12 protein-coding genes are annotated in these 15879 nt (G+C 74.7%); 6 read left to right on the plus strand and 6 right to left on the minus strand.

Translation table 11 applies throughout. From position 1 onward, the window contains the following. Positions 1-203 precede the first annotated feature (203 nt). A complete protein-coding gene (locus AB0P35_RS27920) occupies positions 204-2489 on the plus strand; it encodes a transglycosylase domain-containing protein (RefSeq protein ID WP_363515926.1) in 2286 nt (761 codons plus the stop codon). Here the strand turns inward: AB0P35_RS27920 and AB0P35_RS27925 are convergent. Together AB0P35_RS27925 and AB0P35_RS27930 are read right to left on the minus strand one after the other, a co-directional pair. Further along, positions 2483-3073, minus strand: coding sequence for a DinB family protein (locus AB0P35_RS27925; protein WP_363515929.1), 591 nt, complete (start codon positions 3071-3073; stop codon positions 2483-2485). The two genes, AB0P35_RS27920 and AB0P35_RS27925, sit on opposite strands and share 7 nt — an antisense overlap. Before the next feature lie 49 nt (positions 3074-3122). Next, the gene (locus AB0P35_RS27930; protein WP_095876660.1) at positions 3123-4022 is read right to left on the minus strand and encodes an oxygenase MpaB family protein; all 900 of its coding nucleotides are present in this window, start codon (positions 4020-4022) and stop codon (positions 3123-3125) included. A gap of 220 nt (positions 4023-4242) precedes the next feature. Here AB0P35_RS27930 and AB0P35_RS27935 point away from each other — a divergent pair, with 220 nt between their 5' ends. Next, a complete protein-coding gene (locus AB0P35_RS27935; protein ID WP_363516034.1) occupies positions 4243-5295 on the plus strand; it encodes a PP2C family protein-serine/threonine phosphatase in 1053 nt (350 codons plus the stop codon). A 29-nt stretch (positions 5296-5324) separates the two neighbouring features. Here the strand turns inward: AB0P35_RS27935 and AB0P35_RS27940 are convergent, their stop codons facing one another. Continuing rightward, positions 5325-5729 carry a VOC family protein gene (locus AB0P35_RS27940; protein ID WP_095876659.1) on the minus strand — a complete coding sequence of 135 codons (405 nt, stop codon included), beginning with the start codon at positions 5727-5729 and terminating at the stop codon, positions 5325-5327. Between the two features lie 187 nt (positions 5730-5916). On the opposite strand from AB0P35_RS27940, the gene AB0P35_RS27945 reads away from it, so the two are divergent. From AB0P35_RS27945 to AB0P35_RS27955, 3 genes are all read left to right on the plus strand, one after another. Then, positions 5917-6660, plus strand: coding sequence for a hypothetical protein (locus AB0P35_RS27945; RefSeq protein ID WP_363515933.1), 744 nt, complete (start codon positions 5917-5919; stop codon positions 6658-6660). A 1-nt stretch (position 6661) separates the two neighbouring features. Further along, positions 6662-8497 (plus strand): DNA polymerase Y family protein, encoded by a 1836-nt coding sequence (locus tag AB0P35_RS27950; protein WP_363515936.1) that lies wholly within the window; start codon positions 6662-6664, stop codon positions 8495-8497. A 119-nt stretch (positions 8498-8616) separates the two neighbouring features. Continuing rightward, positions 8617-11832 carry an error-prone DNA polymerase gene (locus AB0P35_RS27955; protein ID WP_363515939.1) on the plus strand — a complete coding sequence of 1072 codons (3216 nt, stop codon included), beginning with the start codon at positions 8617-8619 and terminating at the stop codon, positions 11830-11832. Between the two features lie 47 nt (positions 11833-11879). Here AB0P35_RS27955 and AB0P35_RS27960 read toward each other — a convergent pair whose 3' ends face one another. Beyond that, on the minus strand, positions 11880-12569 hold the full coding sequence (locus tag AB0P35_RS27960) for an aspartate/glutamate racemase family protein (protein WP_363515942.1): 690 nt from the start codon (positions 12567-12569) through the stop codon (positions 11880-11882). A 43-nt stretch (positions 12570-12612) separates the two neighbouring features. Next, positions 12613-13410 carry a DUF1963 domain-containing protein gene (locus tag AB0P35_RS27965; RefSeq protein ID WP_363515945.1) on the minus strand — a complete coding sequence of 266 codons (798 nt, stop codon included), beginning with the start codon at positions 13408-13410 and terminating at the stop codon, positions 12613-12615. Positions 13411-13480: 70 nt separating this feature from the next. Here AB0P35_RS27965 and AB0P35_RS27970 point away from each other — a divergent pair, with 70 nt between their 5' ends. After that, complete coding sequence (locus AB0P35_RS27970; protein WP_363515948.1) at positions 13481-14065, plus strand: GNAT family N-acetyltransferase; 585 nt, start codon at positions 13481-13483, stop codon at positions 14063-14065. 4 nt (positions 14066-14069) lie between these two features. On the opposite strand, the gene AB0P35_RS27975 is transcribed toward AB0P35_RS27970, so the two are convergent. Beyond that, positions 14070-15767, minus strand: coding sequence for a hypothetical protein (locus AB0P35_RS27975; RefSeq protein WP_363515951.1), 1698 nt, complete (start codon positions 15765-15767; stop codon positions 14070-14072). Positions 15768-15879: the final 112 nt, after the last annotated feature.

Consider the following 15879-nt stretch of genomic DNA (forward strand, 5'->3'; position numbering starts at 1 on the left):
TGACCTCCTGGGCCGGGCATGGGCCGGGCGTGGGCTGGGTGGATCTGCCGGGACCAAGGCTTGCCACCGGGCGCCGCCGCGTCAAGAGCACGGCCGGTCCGGCGTGCCGCCCGACCGGTACGGGGGGCCTGTCGCGGACCTGTGACGAAAGCGGGAAGAAAATCGGGTTCTTGGTGGGCGAAGGTTCGCCTAAGGTCGATCCCATGGCGCGTCACAACTCCATCGGTTACCGCAAGAAGGTCCTCCTGGCTGCCCGTCTGGTCGGGGCGAGCGCCCTGGGCGGCGTCCTCGTCGCGGGGCTCGCACTCCCCGCCGTGGGGGCCGCCGGGCTCGGCGCGCAGTCGGCGGTGGAGGACTTCGACAGCCTGCCCGACGACTTCAGGACGCCGCCGCTCTCCCAGGCGTCCACCGTCTACGACGCGGCCGGCGGGACGATCGCCACCATCTACAGCCGGGACCGCACGGTCGTCGCCTCCGACGCCATGTCACCGCTGGTCAAGACCGCCCTGGTCGACATCGAGGACAGCCGCTACTACCAGCACGGCGCCGTCGACCTGAAGGGCGTGCTGCGCGCCCTCAACTCCAACGCGACCTCCGGCACCACCGCGCAGGGCGCGTCCACCCTCACCCAGCAGTACGTCAAGAACGTCTTCGTCGACCAGGCGGGCGACGACGTGCAGAAGGTCCAGGAGGCGCAGCGGCAGACCCTGGACCGCAAGGTCCGCGAACTCAAGTACGCCATCAAGGTCGAGGAGACCCTGAGCAAGGACCAGATCCTCGCCAACTACCTCAACATCACCTTCTTCGGCGAGAAGGCGTACGGCATAGAGACGGCCGCCCAGCGGTACTTCAGCGTGCACGCCAAGGATCTGTCGCTGCCTCAGGCGGCGCTGCTGGCGGGCCTGGTGCAGTCGCCGTCGGCCTACGACCCGATCGTCAACCCGGCCGCGGCGAAGACGCGCCGGGACACCGTGCTGCGCCGGATGGCCGAACTCGGACACGTCACCGCGGCGCAGGCGGCGGAGGCGATCGCCTCCCCGGTGGAGCTGAGGGTGACCCGGGCGCACCAGGGCTGCATCACCGCGGGGACGGGCGCGGGCTTCTTCTGCGACTACGTGCAGCGGGTGGTGCTGTCCGACCCGGCCTTCGGGAAGACCCCGGAGGAGCGGAAGGCGCTGTGGAAGCGCGGCGGGCTGCAGATCCGCACCACCCTCGACCCCAAGGCGCAGAAGGCGGTGAAGCAGGCCGTCACCGCGCACGCCGCGCCGTCCGACCGGCCGGCCGCGGTGATGTCGGTCGTCCAGCCGGGCACCGGCAAGGTGCTGGCGATGGCGCAGAGCCGCCCGTACGGGCTGGGCAAGGACGAGACCACGATCAACCTGAACGTGCCGAAGCGGATGGGCGGCGGCCTCGGCTTCCCGACCGGCTCCACCTTCAAGCCGATCGTGGCCGCGGCGGCGCTGGAGAACGGCATACCGGTCAGCCGCAGCTACACCTCGGGCTACAGCATGCCGTGGCCGGCGATGAAGGACTGCGCGGGCGGCCGTTTCCCGGAGGGCGGCGAGGTGCACAACGACAGCCGCGACCTGACCGGCAGCTTCGCCATGCCGGCCGCGATGAAGAAGTCGGTCAACACCTACTTCGCCAACCTGGAGGCCGAGACCGGCCTGTGCGAGGTGGCGAAGACGGCCGCCAAGCTGGGCATCACCCAGCAGGCCGGCGGCGAGAAGCTCGGCGTGGTGCCGTCGATGACCCTCGGCAGCAACGACCTGACGCCGCTGGAGATGGCGAGCGTGTACGCGGCGTTCGCCGCCCACGGCACCTACTGCGCGCCGACCGCGATCACCTCGGTGACCGGCCCGGACGGCAAGGCCCTCGCCGTGCCGAAGGCCTCCTGCACCGAGGCGATGTCGCAGACCACCGCGGACACCGTCACCGCGATGCTCCGCGGCGTGGTCGAGGACGGCGGCACCGGCACCACCGCCGGCCTGTCCGACCGGGCGACGGCCGGCAAGACCGGTACCACCAACGAGGGCCGGCAGGTCTGGTTCGTCGGCTACACCCCGGAGCTGGCCGCCGCGACGGTCGTCAGCGACACGGTGGACCCGGCCCCGCTGCAGGGGCAGCGGATGGGCGGCGAGCGGATCCAGGCGGCCTTCGGCGGCACGGTCGCCGGCCCGATCTGGCGGGACGCCGTCGAGGACGTCCTGGACGGTGTCCCGGCCGGGGAGTTCACCGTGGTGCGGCTGCCGTCCGCCGCCCCGGACACGTCCGACTCCGACCGGCAGGCCCCGGAGACCGGCCGGCCGACCCCGGGCGGAGGGCAGCCGACCACCGGACAGCCCACCCAGAGCGGGCGGCCCACCCCGGGCGGCGGCCAGACGACCCCCGGCCCGGGCCGGCCGAGCCCGGGCCCCGGGCGCCCGACCCGCGGCACCGGGGAGCCGACCGCGGGCGCGGGGCAGCCCAGCGGCGGCGGAGGTCAGTAGCCGGTCGCGCCGTCGAGGCGCTCGCGCAGGAGGTCGGCGTGGCCGTCGTGGCGGGCGTACTCGGCGATCAGGTGCACCAGGATGCGGCGGAGCGAGACCGGCTGCCCGGTGGCCCGGTGCACGCCGGTGGCGTCCAGCGAGGGGGCGGCGGCGACGATCTCCCGGGAGCGCTCGCACTGGGCCCGCCAGACGGCCAGCGCCTTCTCCGGGTCGCCGTCGAGACTCTCGAAGTCCTGGTCGGGGTCGTCGTCGGAGTAGTAGAGCATCTCCGTGTCCTCACCCGCGAACTGCAGGTGCAGCCACCACCGCTCGACCCCGGCGAGGTGCCGCAGCAGCCCGTGCAGGGTCAGCCGGGACGGCGGCACGGCGTGCTCGGACAGCTGCGCGGGGGTGAGCCCGACGCACTTGAGGGCGAGCGTCTCGCGGTGGTGGTCGAGGTAGGCGGTGAGGATCTCCCGCTCGTCGCCGACCAGCGGGAGCGGCGGTCGGGCGCCGCCGTCGGCCCAGCCCTGGGCGTAGTTCTGCGGCGGGATCTCGGGCACGGTCGCGGACGCGGGGTTCTCGGGCACGGGGTTCTCGGTCATGCCGCCAGCCTGGCACGGGCCACCGACAGCGCCCGGGAGGACCGGGGTGTCAGGACGCCCCGGCGCCGAAGGGGCAACCCCCGCCGCCGGTGCCCCGGTCCTCGGGCCCCTCGAAGGTGCCGAGCTCGGCGATCCGGTACCCGTCGGGGTAGCCGCGGACCTGCCGGCCGTCCCGGGCCAGGTGCGGCTTGCGGCGCGGCGGCAGCAGCCGGACCAGCCGGCCGCGCAGCCGCATCCCGCCGCGGACCAGCGCGGTGAGCGCCGCCGGCGGCCGGGGGTAGCCGAAGGCCTCCCGCAGCGGGTCGTCCAGCAGGCAGATCGAGGAGCGCCGCATCTGGGCGCCGACCGGGCGCGGGTACCAGCTCGCGGTGAGGTCCAGGGTGGCGTCGGAGACCGCCCGGCCGCCCTCGTCGAAGGCGAAGTTCGCCCGCTCGTAGTCGTCCAGCAGCCGCTCGAACTCCTCGTACGTCTCCGGGACGTCGCGCAGCCCCATGTGCCGGCCGAGCTCGCGGTAGTAGTTGACGGCGGCCCGGATCTCGGGCGCGGAGTACGGGCGCCAGCCGTAGTCGTCCAACCAGCGCTTGGGCACCACCACGAAGGTGGCGAGGACGTAGACGAAGTCCTCGTTCGCTATCCCGTACCGCCGGTGCATCCCGTTCATCCGGCGGATCGCCTCGCGGCCCGGCCCGGAGTCGAAGCCGTGCTCCAGCACGGCCTCCAGGATGAGGACGGTGTCGTCGTACCGTTTCTGCGCGCGCTCGGTGAACTCGCCGGTGCGGGCCAGCAGGCGGCCGATGGAGGGCACCGCGTACGTCCGGTAGAGCGCGAAGCCGAGCGACTGGTTGGTGTCCCAGGGGAACTCGTGCCAGCTGCTGATCCGGTAGATCTCGGCGTAGTCGGTCTCCGGGTCGAGCTGCCGGATGCGGTCCAGCCACGCGTGACGCTTCATCAGGGCCCTTTCGGCGGGCTGGGGGCGGGGAGCGGTCCCGACTGTAGGCGCTGTCCAAGATCACGGTCAACGCCGGCGGCCGGCTGCGGGGCCCGGACGGGGCCGCCGTGTCGCGGAGGTGCGCGGACGGCCCCGGGTGCAGGGTGGAGGGGTGACGGTGCACGGACGGCGGCACCCGGCTGCCCTGCGCGGGGCGTGGCAGCGTGCCCATGCGCTGGTGATGATCCCGCTGGGCTTCATCGTGCTGATCTCGGTGGTCGACCTGGCCTCCCCGAACGACGTGCACCTCGGCCCGCTGCTGGTGGTCGCCCCCGCCATCACCGCCTCCTTCGCCGGCGCCTGGCTCACCGGTCTGATCGGTGCGCTCGCGGTGGCCGCCCAGGTGGTCATCGGGATCTTCCACGGCGGTCTGTTCACCACCAACCACGAGACGCAGATCATCGCCCTGATCCTGGTCTCCACGGTGATCGTGCTGTACTGCCGCGTCCGGGAGAGGCGCGGGCGCGAACTCACCCGGGTCCGCTCCGTCTCCGAGACGGTGCAGCGGGTACTGCTGCGACCGCTGCCCGAACGGCTCGGCCCGCTCCGGCTCGCCGCCCTCTACCTGCCCGCCGAGGACGAGGCCCTGCTCGGCGGCGACCTGTACGCCGCGACCCGGGTGCCCGGAGCCACCCGGGTGCTGATCGGGGACGTCCGGGGCAAGGGGCTGACCGCCATCGAGGACGCCGCGCAGGTGCTCGGCGCCTTCCGCGAGATCGCCCACCACCACATCGCCCTGCCCGGTCTCGCGGCCGCCCTCGACGCCAGCTTCGCCCGCCACCTGGCCGAGACCGCCGAGAGCCCGGACGAGGACGACGCCGTCGAACGCTTCGTCACCGTGCTGCTCACCGACCTGCCGGACGACCCGGCGGAGCCCGTCCGGATCGCCAACTGCGGGCATCCGCCGCCGCTGCTGCTCTCCCAGGGGAAGCCCGTCCGCACCCTGGAGGCGGGCGGCTCCGCCCCGCCGATCGGACTCGGCACCCTGCCGGGCGCGCACTACCGGCAGGACGCCTTCGACGTGCACTCCGGCGAGACCCTGCTGCTCTACACCGACGGCGTCACCGAGGCCCGCGACGGCGAACGCGCCTTCTACCCGCTCGCCGAACGCGCCGCCCGGTGGGGCGGCGTCGAACCGTCCGGCCTGGTCGACCGGCTCCGCCGCGACCTGCTGGTCCACGTGGGCGGCCGGCTGAAGGACGACGCCGCGGCGGTCGCCATCGAACGGGCCTGAGCGGCGGGGCGTGTCGGGGCGGGCCGGGGTCAGGTGCCGGCCGGGCGCTCCTGGACGGCCCAGCCGTTGCCGTCCGGGTCGGCGAAGAACACGAAGGAGTTCCAGTCGCCGCCCTTGCCCTCGGCCTTCACCCCGTCCTCGAAGTGCTGCACCGGGCCGACCTCCACGCCCCCGGCGACGAGGGCCGCCCGGGCCGCCTCGATGTCGTCCACCACCAGCTGGAGGCCCTGCATCGAACCCGGCCGCGAGTCGCTGACCCCGGTGCCGATGATGATCGAACAGGCCGAGCCCGGCGGGGTCAGCTGGACGATCCGGGCCTCCGCGCCGATCCGGCTGTCGGTGTCGACCGCGAAGCCGACCTGCTCGGCGTAGAAGTGCTTGGCCCGGTCCACGTCGGAGACCGGGACCACCACCACTTCGAGCTTCCAGTCCACGGTTCCTCGCCTCCGCTCGTCGCCCCGGCCGGCTGCGGCCCGGCCGCAATCCCCGGCCCCACCCACTGTGCTCGACGGGCCACTCGGCGTCCCGTCCGACACGCAGGGTCGCGGTCCGTGTGTTTCTGCAGCTCACTCAGGCGATTCGGACTTGAAGAATGGCGAACGGATGTTCGATCCTGGGGGTGTGCCCGTTATCGAAAATGTGTTCGTACGGTCGGCGGCGACCCCGCCGGCCAGCGAGGACGCCCTGCTGCCGGTCCTCCCGGCCCTGGCCCCGCTGCTCCCCGGCGGCGCCCTGCGCCGCGGCACCGCGGTCTCCGTCACCGGCGACACCGCACTCCTGCTGGCGCTCGCCGCCGGCGGAGTCGCCGCCGGCGACTGGGCCGCCGCGATCGGCCTCCCCGACCTCGGGCTCGCCGCCGCCGCCGGCTACGGCCTCGACCTGCACCGGCTGCTGCTCGCCGACGACCCCGGCCCGCACTGGCCCGAGGTGGTCTCCGCCCTCGCCGGGGCCGTCGGCGTGATCCTGCTCCGCCCCACCGGCCCCGTCGCACCCCAGCTCGCCGCCCGCCTCACCGCCGTCCTGCGGCGCGGCGGCTGCGCCCTGCTGGTCGCCGGCCCCTGGCCCGGCGCGGGCCTGCGGCTCAGCGTCCGCTCCGGCCGCTGGTTCGGCCTCGGCGACGGGTACGGACAACTGCGCGGCCGCCAGGTCGAGATCGCCGCCGAGGGCCGCGGCACGGCCGCCCGGGTCCGGACGGCCCGGCTCTGGCTGCCCGACGAACACGGCACCGCCCGCCCGGTCGAGTCCGTCCCGCAGCCGCTCGGGGCGCCGCTGGACGGGTCTTCGAACAGGTCGCCCGGACGGACGGCCGAACCGGCCCGCCGGCCCGCCGCGGCGCCGGCCGTCGGCGCGATGGCGGTGGTCTGACATGGCCGAACCGCAGCCCCGGGTGCCCCGCGTCCTCGTGGTCTGGTGTCCGGACTGGCCCGTCGTCGCCACCGCACCCGCCGAGGGCGACCACGGGCCGGTCGCCGTGGTAGTCTCCGGCCACGTCCTGGCCTGCTCGGACGAGGCCCGCAGCGCCGGAGTCCGGCGCGGACAGAGACTCCGGCTCGCCCAGCGGCTCTGCCCCGAACTGCGCCTGCGCGAACGCGACCAGGAGGCCGAGGCCCGGCGCTTCGAACCGGTCGCCGCCGCCGTCGAGGCCTTCACCCCCCGGGTCGAGATCCTCCGCCCCGGCCTCTGCGCCATCCCCGTCAAGGGCCCCGCCCGCTACTTCGGCGGCGAGGAGGCCCTGGCCGGCAAAGTCCGCGCCGCCGTCGCCGCCGCCCTCGCCGCACCCGACGAGACCGCCGGCGCCCGCACCCCCTACGAGAACGAGCCCGCCGCCGGCACGGACGGGGCCGCCGCCGGGCGCCGCGACCCGCACCCGGGGGACGGAGTCGAACAGCCCGGCACCGTTCGGAGGCTGCACCCCGCCCCGGCCCCCCTGCACCCCGCCCCGGCCGCCGCGCCCGCCGTCCCCCTGCACGCCGTCCCCGGTGCCGCTCCTGCCGCCCACCCGCAGGCCCCTGCGGCGGAGGAACGTGCGCCGCAGGCCGTCCCCCGGCCCGCCCCCGTGCCGCCGTCCGGGCTGGTCGGGGTGGCGGACGGGTTGTTCGCGGCGGTGCTGGCGGCCCGGGCCGGGGTGCTGGTGCCGCAGGGACGGACGGCCGAGTTCCTCGCGCCGTACCCGGTGGCGGCGCTCGGTGACGAGGACCTCGCCGATCTGCTGGGCAGGCTCGGCATCCACACGGTCGGGGCGTTCGCCGTGCTCTCCGGCGAGGCGGTCGCCGACCGGTTCGGGCCGGCGGGGACGGCCGCGCACCGGCTGGCCCGGGGCCTGCAGGCCCGACCGCTGACACCCCGCAGGGCCGGCCCCGACCTGGCCGTCGAGCAGCTCTTCGACCCGCCGGAGGAGTCCTCCGAGCCGCTGGTCTTCGTCGGGCGGGCGCTCGCCGACCGGCTGCACGCCCGGCTCGGTGCGGCCGGCCTCGCCTGCCAGCGGGTCGCCGTCGAGGTGACCTGCGCCGACGGCGGGACGGCGTCCCGGCTGTGGCGGCACGAGGGGCGGCTGGGTTCGGCGGCGCTCGCCGAGCGGGTCCGCTGGCAGCTGCAGGCCTGGCAGGGCGCCGGACGCTTCCCGGAGGAGGCCGGCGGCTTCACCGCGCTGCGGCTCGTCCCGGACGGCCTCGTCCCGGACCGCGGGCGGCAGTTGGCCCTCTGGGGGCAGGCCGTCGTCGAGGACCGGGTCGAGCGGGCGGTGGCCCGCGTCCAGGCCCTGCTCGGGTACGCGGGGCTGCGCCGGGTCGAGCCGGCCGGTGGCCGCGGCCCCGGCGAGTGGGCGGCCCGCACCACCTGGACGGAGGACTCCGGGGAGCGGCACACCGCCGGTGCCACCGCCCCCTGGCCGGGCCGGGTGCAGGACCCGGCGCCGTCCGTGGTGCCCCGCGCCCCGCTGCCGGTCTCGGTGCTGGACGCGGCCGGACAGCCGGTCGGCGTCGACGGGCGGGCCGAGGTCTCCGCCCCGCCGGCCCGGATCGCCCTGGACGGCCGCGTCCTGGAGGTCACCGGCTGGACCGGGCCCTGGCCCGCCGTCGAGCACTGGTGGGACCCGGCCCTGGCCCGCCGCCGGGCGCGCTTCCAGGTCGCCGTCGCCGACGGCCGCGCCCTGCTGCTCACCGTCGAGGGCGGCCGCTGGTACGTGGAGGGCGCCTACGACTGACAGCACGGGACACGTCGGCACAGGACGCGCCGCACCCGGGCCACCGGGCACCACCGAACCACGACCGACCGGCCACAGGGGGAGACCGGCCCGGTACGACCGACGGAGCACCACCCCCGATGGGATTCACCAGCCACCCCTCGCTCCCCTGGAGCGAACTCCACCGCCGGATGTCCGGCCGCCCCGCCCCGGCCGGCGGCACCGTGGTGCCGCTGCGCCGCCGCCCGCCGCAGGAACCGCCCCCGCCGCCGCCCGGCACCCCGGCCTGGGCCGAACTGCACGTGCACTCCGCGTTCAGCTTCCTGGACGGCGCCAGCGACCCCGAGGTGCTGACCGCCGAGGCCGCCCGGCTCGGCGTGGAGGCGATCGCGCTCACCGACCACGACGGCCTGTACGGCGCCGTCCGGTTCGCCGAGACCGCCAAGGAGTCCGGGGTGCGCACCGTCTTCGGCGCCGAGCTCTCGCTCACCCCGGACGACCACCTGCTGGTGCTCGCCCGATCCCCGCAGGGCTACCGCCGGCTGTCCGCCGCGATCGCCGCAGCCCAGCTGCGCGGCGGCGCCAAGAACCGCCCCGCGTACGACCTCGCCGAACTCGCCGCCGCCCACCACGGCGAGTGGGCGGTGCTCACCGGCTGCCGCAAGGGCCGTGTGCCGGCCGCACTGGCCGCCGCCGGGGAGGACGCGGCGCTGTGTGAACTCCACGCCCTCGCCGAGGCGTTCGGACAGGAGAACGTCTTCGTCGAACTGATCGACCAGCGGCTGCCCGGCGACGACCTGCGCAACGACCGGCTGGCCGCCCTCGCCGCCCGCACCGGGATCACCGCCGTCGCCTCCAACAACGCCCACCACGCCGCCCCCGCCCAGGGACGACTCGCCCAGGCCCTCGCGGCCCTGCACGACCGCCGCACCCTGCGCGACGCGGCCGGCTGGACGATGGCCGCCGGCACCGCCCACCTGCGCTCCGGCCGCGAGATGGCGGCCCGGCTGGCCCGCTTCCCCGGCGTCCGGGAGGCCACCGTCGACCTGGGCCGGGCCTGCGCCTTCGACTTCGGCGGCCTCGAACCCCGGCTGCCCGGCTTCCCGGTACCCGAGGGGCACACCGAGATCAGCCATCTGCGCGCCCTGGTCGTCGAGGGCGGGCCGGCCCGCTTCGGCCCCGGCAACGAACCCGCGCTGCGCCAACTCGCCCGCGAACTCGACGTCATCGACCAGCTGGACCTGGCCGGCTACTTCCTCATCGTCCACGACATCGTGGCCTTCTGCCGCCAGCAGGACATCTGGTGCCAGGGCCGCGGCTCGGCCGCCAACTCCGCGGTCTGCTACGCCCTCGGCATCACCGCGGTCGACCCGCTGCACTACGGCCTGCTCTTCGAGCGCTTCCTCAGCACGGAGCGCGACGGCCCGCCCGACATCGACCTCGACATCGAGAACCGCCGCCGCGAGGAGGTCATCCAGTACGTCTACCGGCGATACGGCCGCGAACACGCCGCCCAGGTCGCCAACGTCATCACCTACCGGCCCCGGCTCGCGCTGCGCGACGCCGCCCGGGCACTCGGCTACCCGAGCGGCCAGATCGAGGCCTTCACCAAGCAGGTCGACTTCCGTTCCGCCCCCGCCGACGACGCCCTCATCCCCGCCGACGTCCTCGCCCTCGGCGGCCAACTCCTCGGCCTGCCACGGCACCTGGGCATCCACTCGGGCGGCATGGTGCTCACCCGGGAGCCGGTCGGCGAGATCTGCCCCACCGAGTGGGCCCGGATGCCCGGCCGCTCCGTCCTCCAGTGGGACAAGGACTCCACCGCCGGCGCCGGACTCGTCAAGATCGACCTGCTCGGCCTCGGCATGCTCTCCGCCCTGCACGACACCTGCGACCTGGTCGCCGCCCACTCCGGCGACCGCTACACCCTCGCCGACATCCCCGACGACGACCCGGCCGTGTACGAGATGCTCTGCCGCGCCGACACGGTGGGCGTCTTCCAGGTCGAGTCCCGCGCCCAGATGGCCACCCTGCCGCGGCTGCGGCCCCGGCACTTCTACGACCTGGTGGTCGAGGTCGCACTGATCCGGCCCGGGCCGATCCAGGGTGGCTCCGTCCACCCCTACCTGCGGCGCCGGGCCGGCACCGAACCCGCCCACTGCCCGCACCCGTTGATGGAACGCGCGCTCGGCAAGACCCTCGGCGTCCCGCTGTTCCAGGAACAGATGATGCAACTCGCCATCGACTGCGCCGGGTTCAGCCCCGCCGAGGCGGACAGGCTACGGCAGGCGATGGGCGCCAAACGCTCCCACCAGCGGGTCGCCGAACTCCGCGACCGGCTGCTGCGCGGCATGGCCGAGCGCGGCATCCCCGCCGAGACCGCCGAGGACGTCTACACCAAGATCGAGGCCTTCTCCAACTACGGCTTCCCGGAGAGCCACGCGATCAGCTTCGCCTACCTGGTGTACGCCAGCGCCTGGCTGAAGTACCACCACCCGGCGGCCTTCACCTGCGCCCTGCTGGCCAACCAGCCGATGGGCTTCTACTCGCCGCTCAGCCTGATCACCGACGTCCGGCGGCACGGGGTGCGGGTCCGCGGGGTGGACGTCAACGCCTCCGCCGCCGGACCCGTCCTGGAGCCCGAGGACGAGCCTTCCGCCCCGCCGCCGCGCACCGCCGGCAAACCGCAGCCGGCGATCCGGCTGGGCCTCTCCGCCGTCCGCGGCCTCGGCACCGCGCAGGCCGAACTCGTCGTCGCCGGGCAGCCCTACACCGACCTGGAGGACTTCGCCCGTCGCACCGCCCTGCCCACCCCGGTGCTGGAGGCGCTGGCCACCGCCGGGGCCTTCGGCTGCTTCGGACTGACGCGCCGCCAGGCACTCTGGACGGCAGGGGTGTACGCCACCTCGGGCCCGGACACCATCCCCGGCACCGCGCCGGGTGCCACCGCCCCGCCGCTGCCCGCGATGACCCCGGTCGAGGAGACCATTGCCGATCTGTGGGCGGTCGGCGCCTCCGCCACCAGCCACCCGGTGCAGCACCTGCGGGACGCGCTGAACCGCGGCGGCGCGCTCACCGCCGTCCAGCTGGCCGCCGTCCCGCCCGGCACACCGGTGGTGGTCGGCGGACTGGTGACGCACCGCCAGCGGCCGCCGACGGCCGGCGGAGTGCTGTTCATCAGCCTGGAGGACGAGACCGGCCTGATCAACGTCATCTGCAGCCGCCCGGTCTGGGAGTCCCGCCGCCGCACCGCCCTCGACCGGGCCGGCCTGCTCGTCCGCGGCCACGTGGAACGCCACCACGGCGCCACCAACCTGGTCGCCACCCGCCTCGACCCGCTGCGGATCGGGCTGTGAGACCTGCGCCCGGCACCCGACCGGACAAAGGGCCACCCTGGGGCGCGTCAGGCCAGGGCCGCCGCCACCGCCGCCTCGGCGTGCAGCCGGGTCGTCGGGAACACCGGCACCGGGCTGTCCTCCGGGCCGACCAGCAGCTCGATCTCGGTGCAGCCCAGCACCACGCCCTCGGCGCCGCGGGCCACCAGGCCGGCGATCACCTCCCGGTACGCGGCGCGGGACTCCTCGCGGACCACGCCCACGCACAGCTCCTCGTAGATCACCCGGTGCACCTCGGCCCGTCCGGCCGCGTCCGGCACCAGCACCTCCAGGCCGTGCCCGGCCAGCCGGCCACGGTAGAAGTCCTGCTCCATGGTGAACGCGGTGCCCAGCAGGCCGATCCGGTGCAGCCCGGCGGCCCGGACGGCCCCGGCGGTGGTGTCGGCGAGGTGCAGCAGCGGCACGTCCACCGCCGCCTCGACCCGGTCGGCCACCTTGTGCATGGTGTTGGTGCAGATCAGCAGCAGCTCGGCGCCGGCCGCGGCCAGCGAGCGCGCCGCCCCGGCCAGCGCCTCGCCGGCCTCGTCCCAACGGCCGGCGGTCTGCAGCCGTTCGATCTCCGCGAAGTCCACCGAGTACAGCACGCACTTCGCCGAGTGCAGCCCGCCGAGCCGCTCCCGAGTGAGCTCGTTCAGCAGCCGGTAGTACTCGGCGGTCGACTCCCAGCTCATCCCGCCGATCAGTCCGATCGTCCTCATCGCGCCACTCTCGCACACCGGCCGACCGCGCCGGGTCGGGGGCTCAGCAGCACCGCACCTCCGCCCCGGCCCGGGTGAAGTCGCCCGCCGCGAGGGCCCCGGCGGGGATCGTGAAGTAGAGCGACCCGGCATCACCCCAGCCCCAGCCGAGCTCGGCGTCGCCGGTGAGCTGGAGCAGGTGGACGGCGGGCCCGTCGGCGTCGCGCACGGTCACGGCGGAGCCGTAGGAGGTGTCCGGCCAGCCGAAGGCACGGTGGCGGTCGGCGGTGTTGCCGTCCAGGCCGTCCATGGCGCCGAGGATCAGCGAGGGGGCGCCCCAGTGCACGTCCCGGTCGAAGGTGACGTCCTCGTCCTCGACGTCCCAGCAGTCGGGGAGCATCACCACCCCGGCGGCGTGCAGCGGGACGGCCGGCCACCGGGTCGCCGATGCGGGCGCGTCCGTCTCCACCGCCCGCGCCGGGTCGGCAGGGAGCACCCGGTACATCGCGGGGGAGGAGGTGTCCAGCTTCGCGTACTCCTCGTACGGGATGTCCGGGTCGAGCTGGAAGAAGTTCAGCAGGCCCGGCCGGACGGGCAGTTGGTCGCCCAGCCAGGGGGCGAGCGCGTCCGTGTCCAGGACGGCCAGCAGGGAGAGCGGCATGCCGTCGTGGACGGGCCACGGGGTGCCGGGCTCCAGCTGGGCGGGGCCGCCGAGTCGGCAGCGGCCGGTGGCGGGGGCGCTGCCCGCCGCGCGCTCCAGCCGGAAGCCCCGGCGGGCCAGCGCGGCGAACTGCCGGCCCGCCTCCTCGCCGAGCCGTTCGGTGCTGATCCGGTGCAGGGCGGCGGTGTCGTCGAACTCCATGCCCGAGATCGTCCCAGTGCCCCGGAATCCGTTTGGCAGCGGGCGGCCGGGGCGGGTACCACTGGGTGCCATGACCCTCACCGAACCCGGATTCGTCCCCGCCCCGCTCGACCTCGGGGACGTTCGCCTCCTGCCGTGGGGTGCCGGGCTGCTGCGGTACGCGCCGGACGTCGCCCGGATCATCGCGGACGAGGAGGTCGCGCTCTGGAACCCGATCCGCGAGACCGACCCGGGGGCGTGGATCCTCGGGCACACCGCGGACGGCGCGAGCGGCGACGTGGCGGGCTTCGCGGTGCTGGACGCGGCCTCCGCCGCGCTGCTCGGCACCGTCGGCCTGTACTGGCCGAACCGGGCCGACGGCCAGGCCGCGATCGGTTACCGGCTGCTGCCGGAGGCCCGCGGCCGCGGCGTGGCGACCAGGGCCACCGCGGCGGCCGCCCGTTGGGCGTTCACCGCCGCGGGTGCCCGCCGGATCGAGCTGTGCCACGCCGTCGGCAACACCGCCTCGTGCCGGGTCGCCGAGCGGTGCGGCTTCCCGCTGGAGGGCACCCTGCGGGCCTCGCACCGCTACGGCGACGGCCGCCACCACGACGAGCACCTGCACGCCCGGCTGGCGGGCGACCCGGAGCCCGAGCCGTTCGGCCGAGCCCGCTGAGGGCTCACTCCCGGGCGGTCGGCATGCCGATCAGGACGGGCCCGGCGCCCGGGGCGCGGGTGCAGGCGTCGTGGCATTCGGCGTCCAGGCTGCAGCAGAGCGAGCAGACGGTGCCCTCGTGGAACGGGCAGTGCACGGTGTCCGGCACCTCGTACGCGGTTTCGCAGACGGTGCAGACCCGGGTGTCGGTGGCGTCGGCGTTGCCGGCGTCCGGGTTGGGCCGGGCCAGGTAGTAGCGGCCCTTGGTGGCCTTGGCGATCAGCGGGCTGAGCACCATCGCCAGTGCCAGGGCGATGAACGGGCTGAACGCCTTCGCGTAGGTGCCGAACCAGCCGAAGAAGGCGGCGATGGAGACCGCGGCGGCCACGCACATCGCCCCGAACCCGGCCGGGTTGACGGCGTACAGGTGGGCGCGCTTGAACTCGATGTGCCTCGGGCTCAGTCCCAGTGGCTTGTTGACGACCAGGTCGGCGGTGACGGCGCCGATCCAGGCGATCGCGACGTTGGAGTAGAAGCCCAGCAGGCTGCCCAGCGCGCTGAACATGTTCATCTCCATCAGCAGCAGTGCGATGCCGCAGTTGAGGAAGATGTACCAGACCCGGCCGGGGTGGCGGTGCGTCAGCCGGGAGAAGAAGTTCGACCAGGAGAGCGAGCCGGAGTAGGCGTTGGTCGAATTGATCTTGATCTGGGAGACGATCACGAACAGGCCGGCCACCGGCAGCGCCGCCGCACCCAGCCAGGGCCGCAGTGACTCCACGTACGGCGCGATCGGCTCCAGCGCCTTGGTCTCGCCGACCGCGCCCAGCGCGGCGAACGCCAGCAGCGCGCCACCGAGCTGCTTCAACGCGCCGATCACCACCCAGCCGGGGCCGGCGGCCAGCACCGCGAGGTCCCAGCGGCGCGCGTTCTCCGCCGTCCGCTTCGGCATGAACCGCAGGTAGTCGGCCTGTTCACCGATCTGCGCGATCAGGGACAGCGCCACGCCGGTGCCCAGCCCGAAGCCGAGCAGGGTGAACCCGGAACCGACCCCGTCGGTGCCGCCGAAGTGCGTGAAGTCGCCGAAGACCTCGGGGGAGTGGAAGGCCAGCACGACGAACGGCGCGACCAGGCCGACGATCCACACCGGCTGCGTCCAGGCCTGCATCCGGGCGATCCAGCTCATCCCCTTGAACACGATCGGGATCACGATCAGCGTGGTGAGCAGGTAGCCCACCGGCAGCGGGACGTGCAGCACCTCGTGGAGGGCCTGCGCCATGATCGAGCCCTCGAGGGCGAAGAAGATGAACGTGAAGCTCGCGTACACCAGCGAGGTCAGCGTCGAGCCGAGGTAGCCGAAGCCCGAGCCGCGGGTCAGCAGATCCATGTCGACGCCGTTCGCCGCGCACGCCCGGGCGATCGGGATGCCGGTCAGGAAGATCACCACGGCGGCGGTGAGGATCGCCGCCAGCGCGTTGGTGAAGCCGTACGACATCACGATGCCCGCGCCGATCGCGTAGTCCGCGAGATAGGCGATGCCGCCGAGCGCGGTGGACGCCACCGCCGTCGGCGACCAGCGGCGGAAGGAGTGCGGCGCGTACCGCAGCGAGTAGTCCTCCAGGGACTCGTCCGCCGCGCTGCCCCGGTACGAGCGGCGCGGCCCGGTGCGCGGCCGTCCGCCGTCGTCGGGTCGGGTGGGGGCGTGCGGGCTGGTCGTGTCGGTCATGTCACCGCTCCCGTCTGTCCTCGGGTTGTGCGGCGAGGGTAGGGACGAGGGGTTAAGCGCACCGGCGCGCCGCGGTTTCACCGCCGTAACCGCATCCGGTCGGTGACGCACC

It is taken from the genome of Kitasatospora sp. NPDC085879, from assembly GCF_040686255.1.
Classification (GTDB): domain Bacteria; phylum Actinomycetota; class Actinomycetes; order Streptomycetales; family Streptomycetaceae; genus Kitasatospora.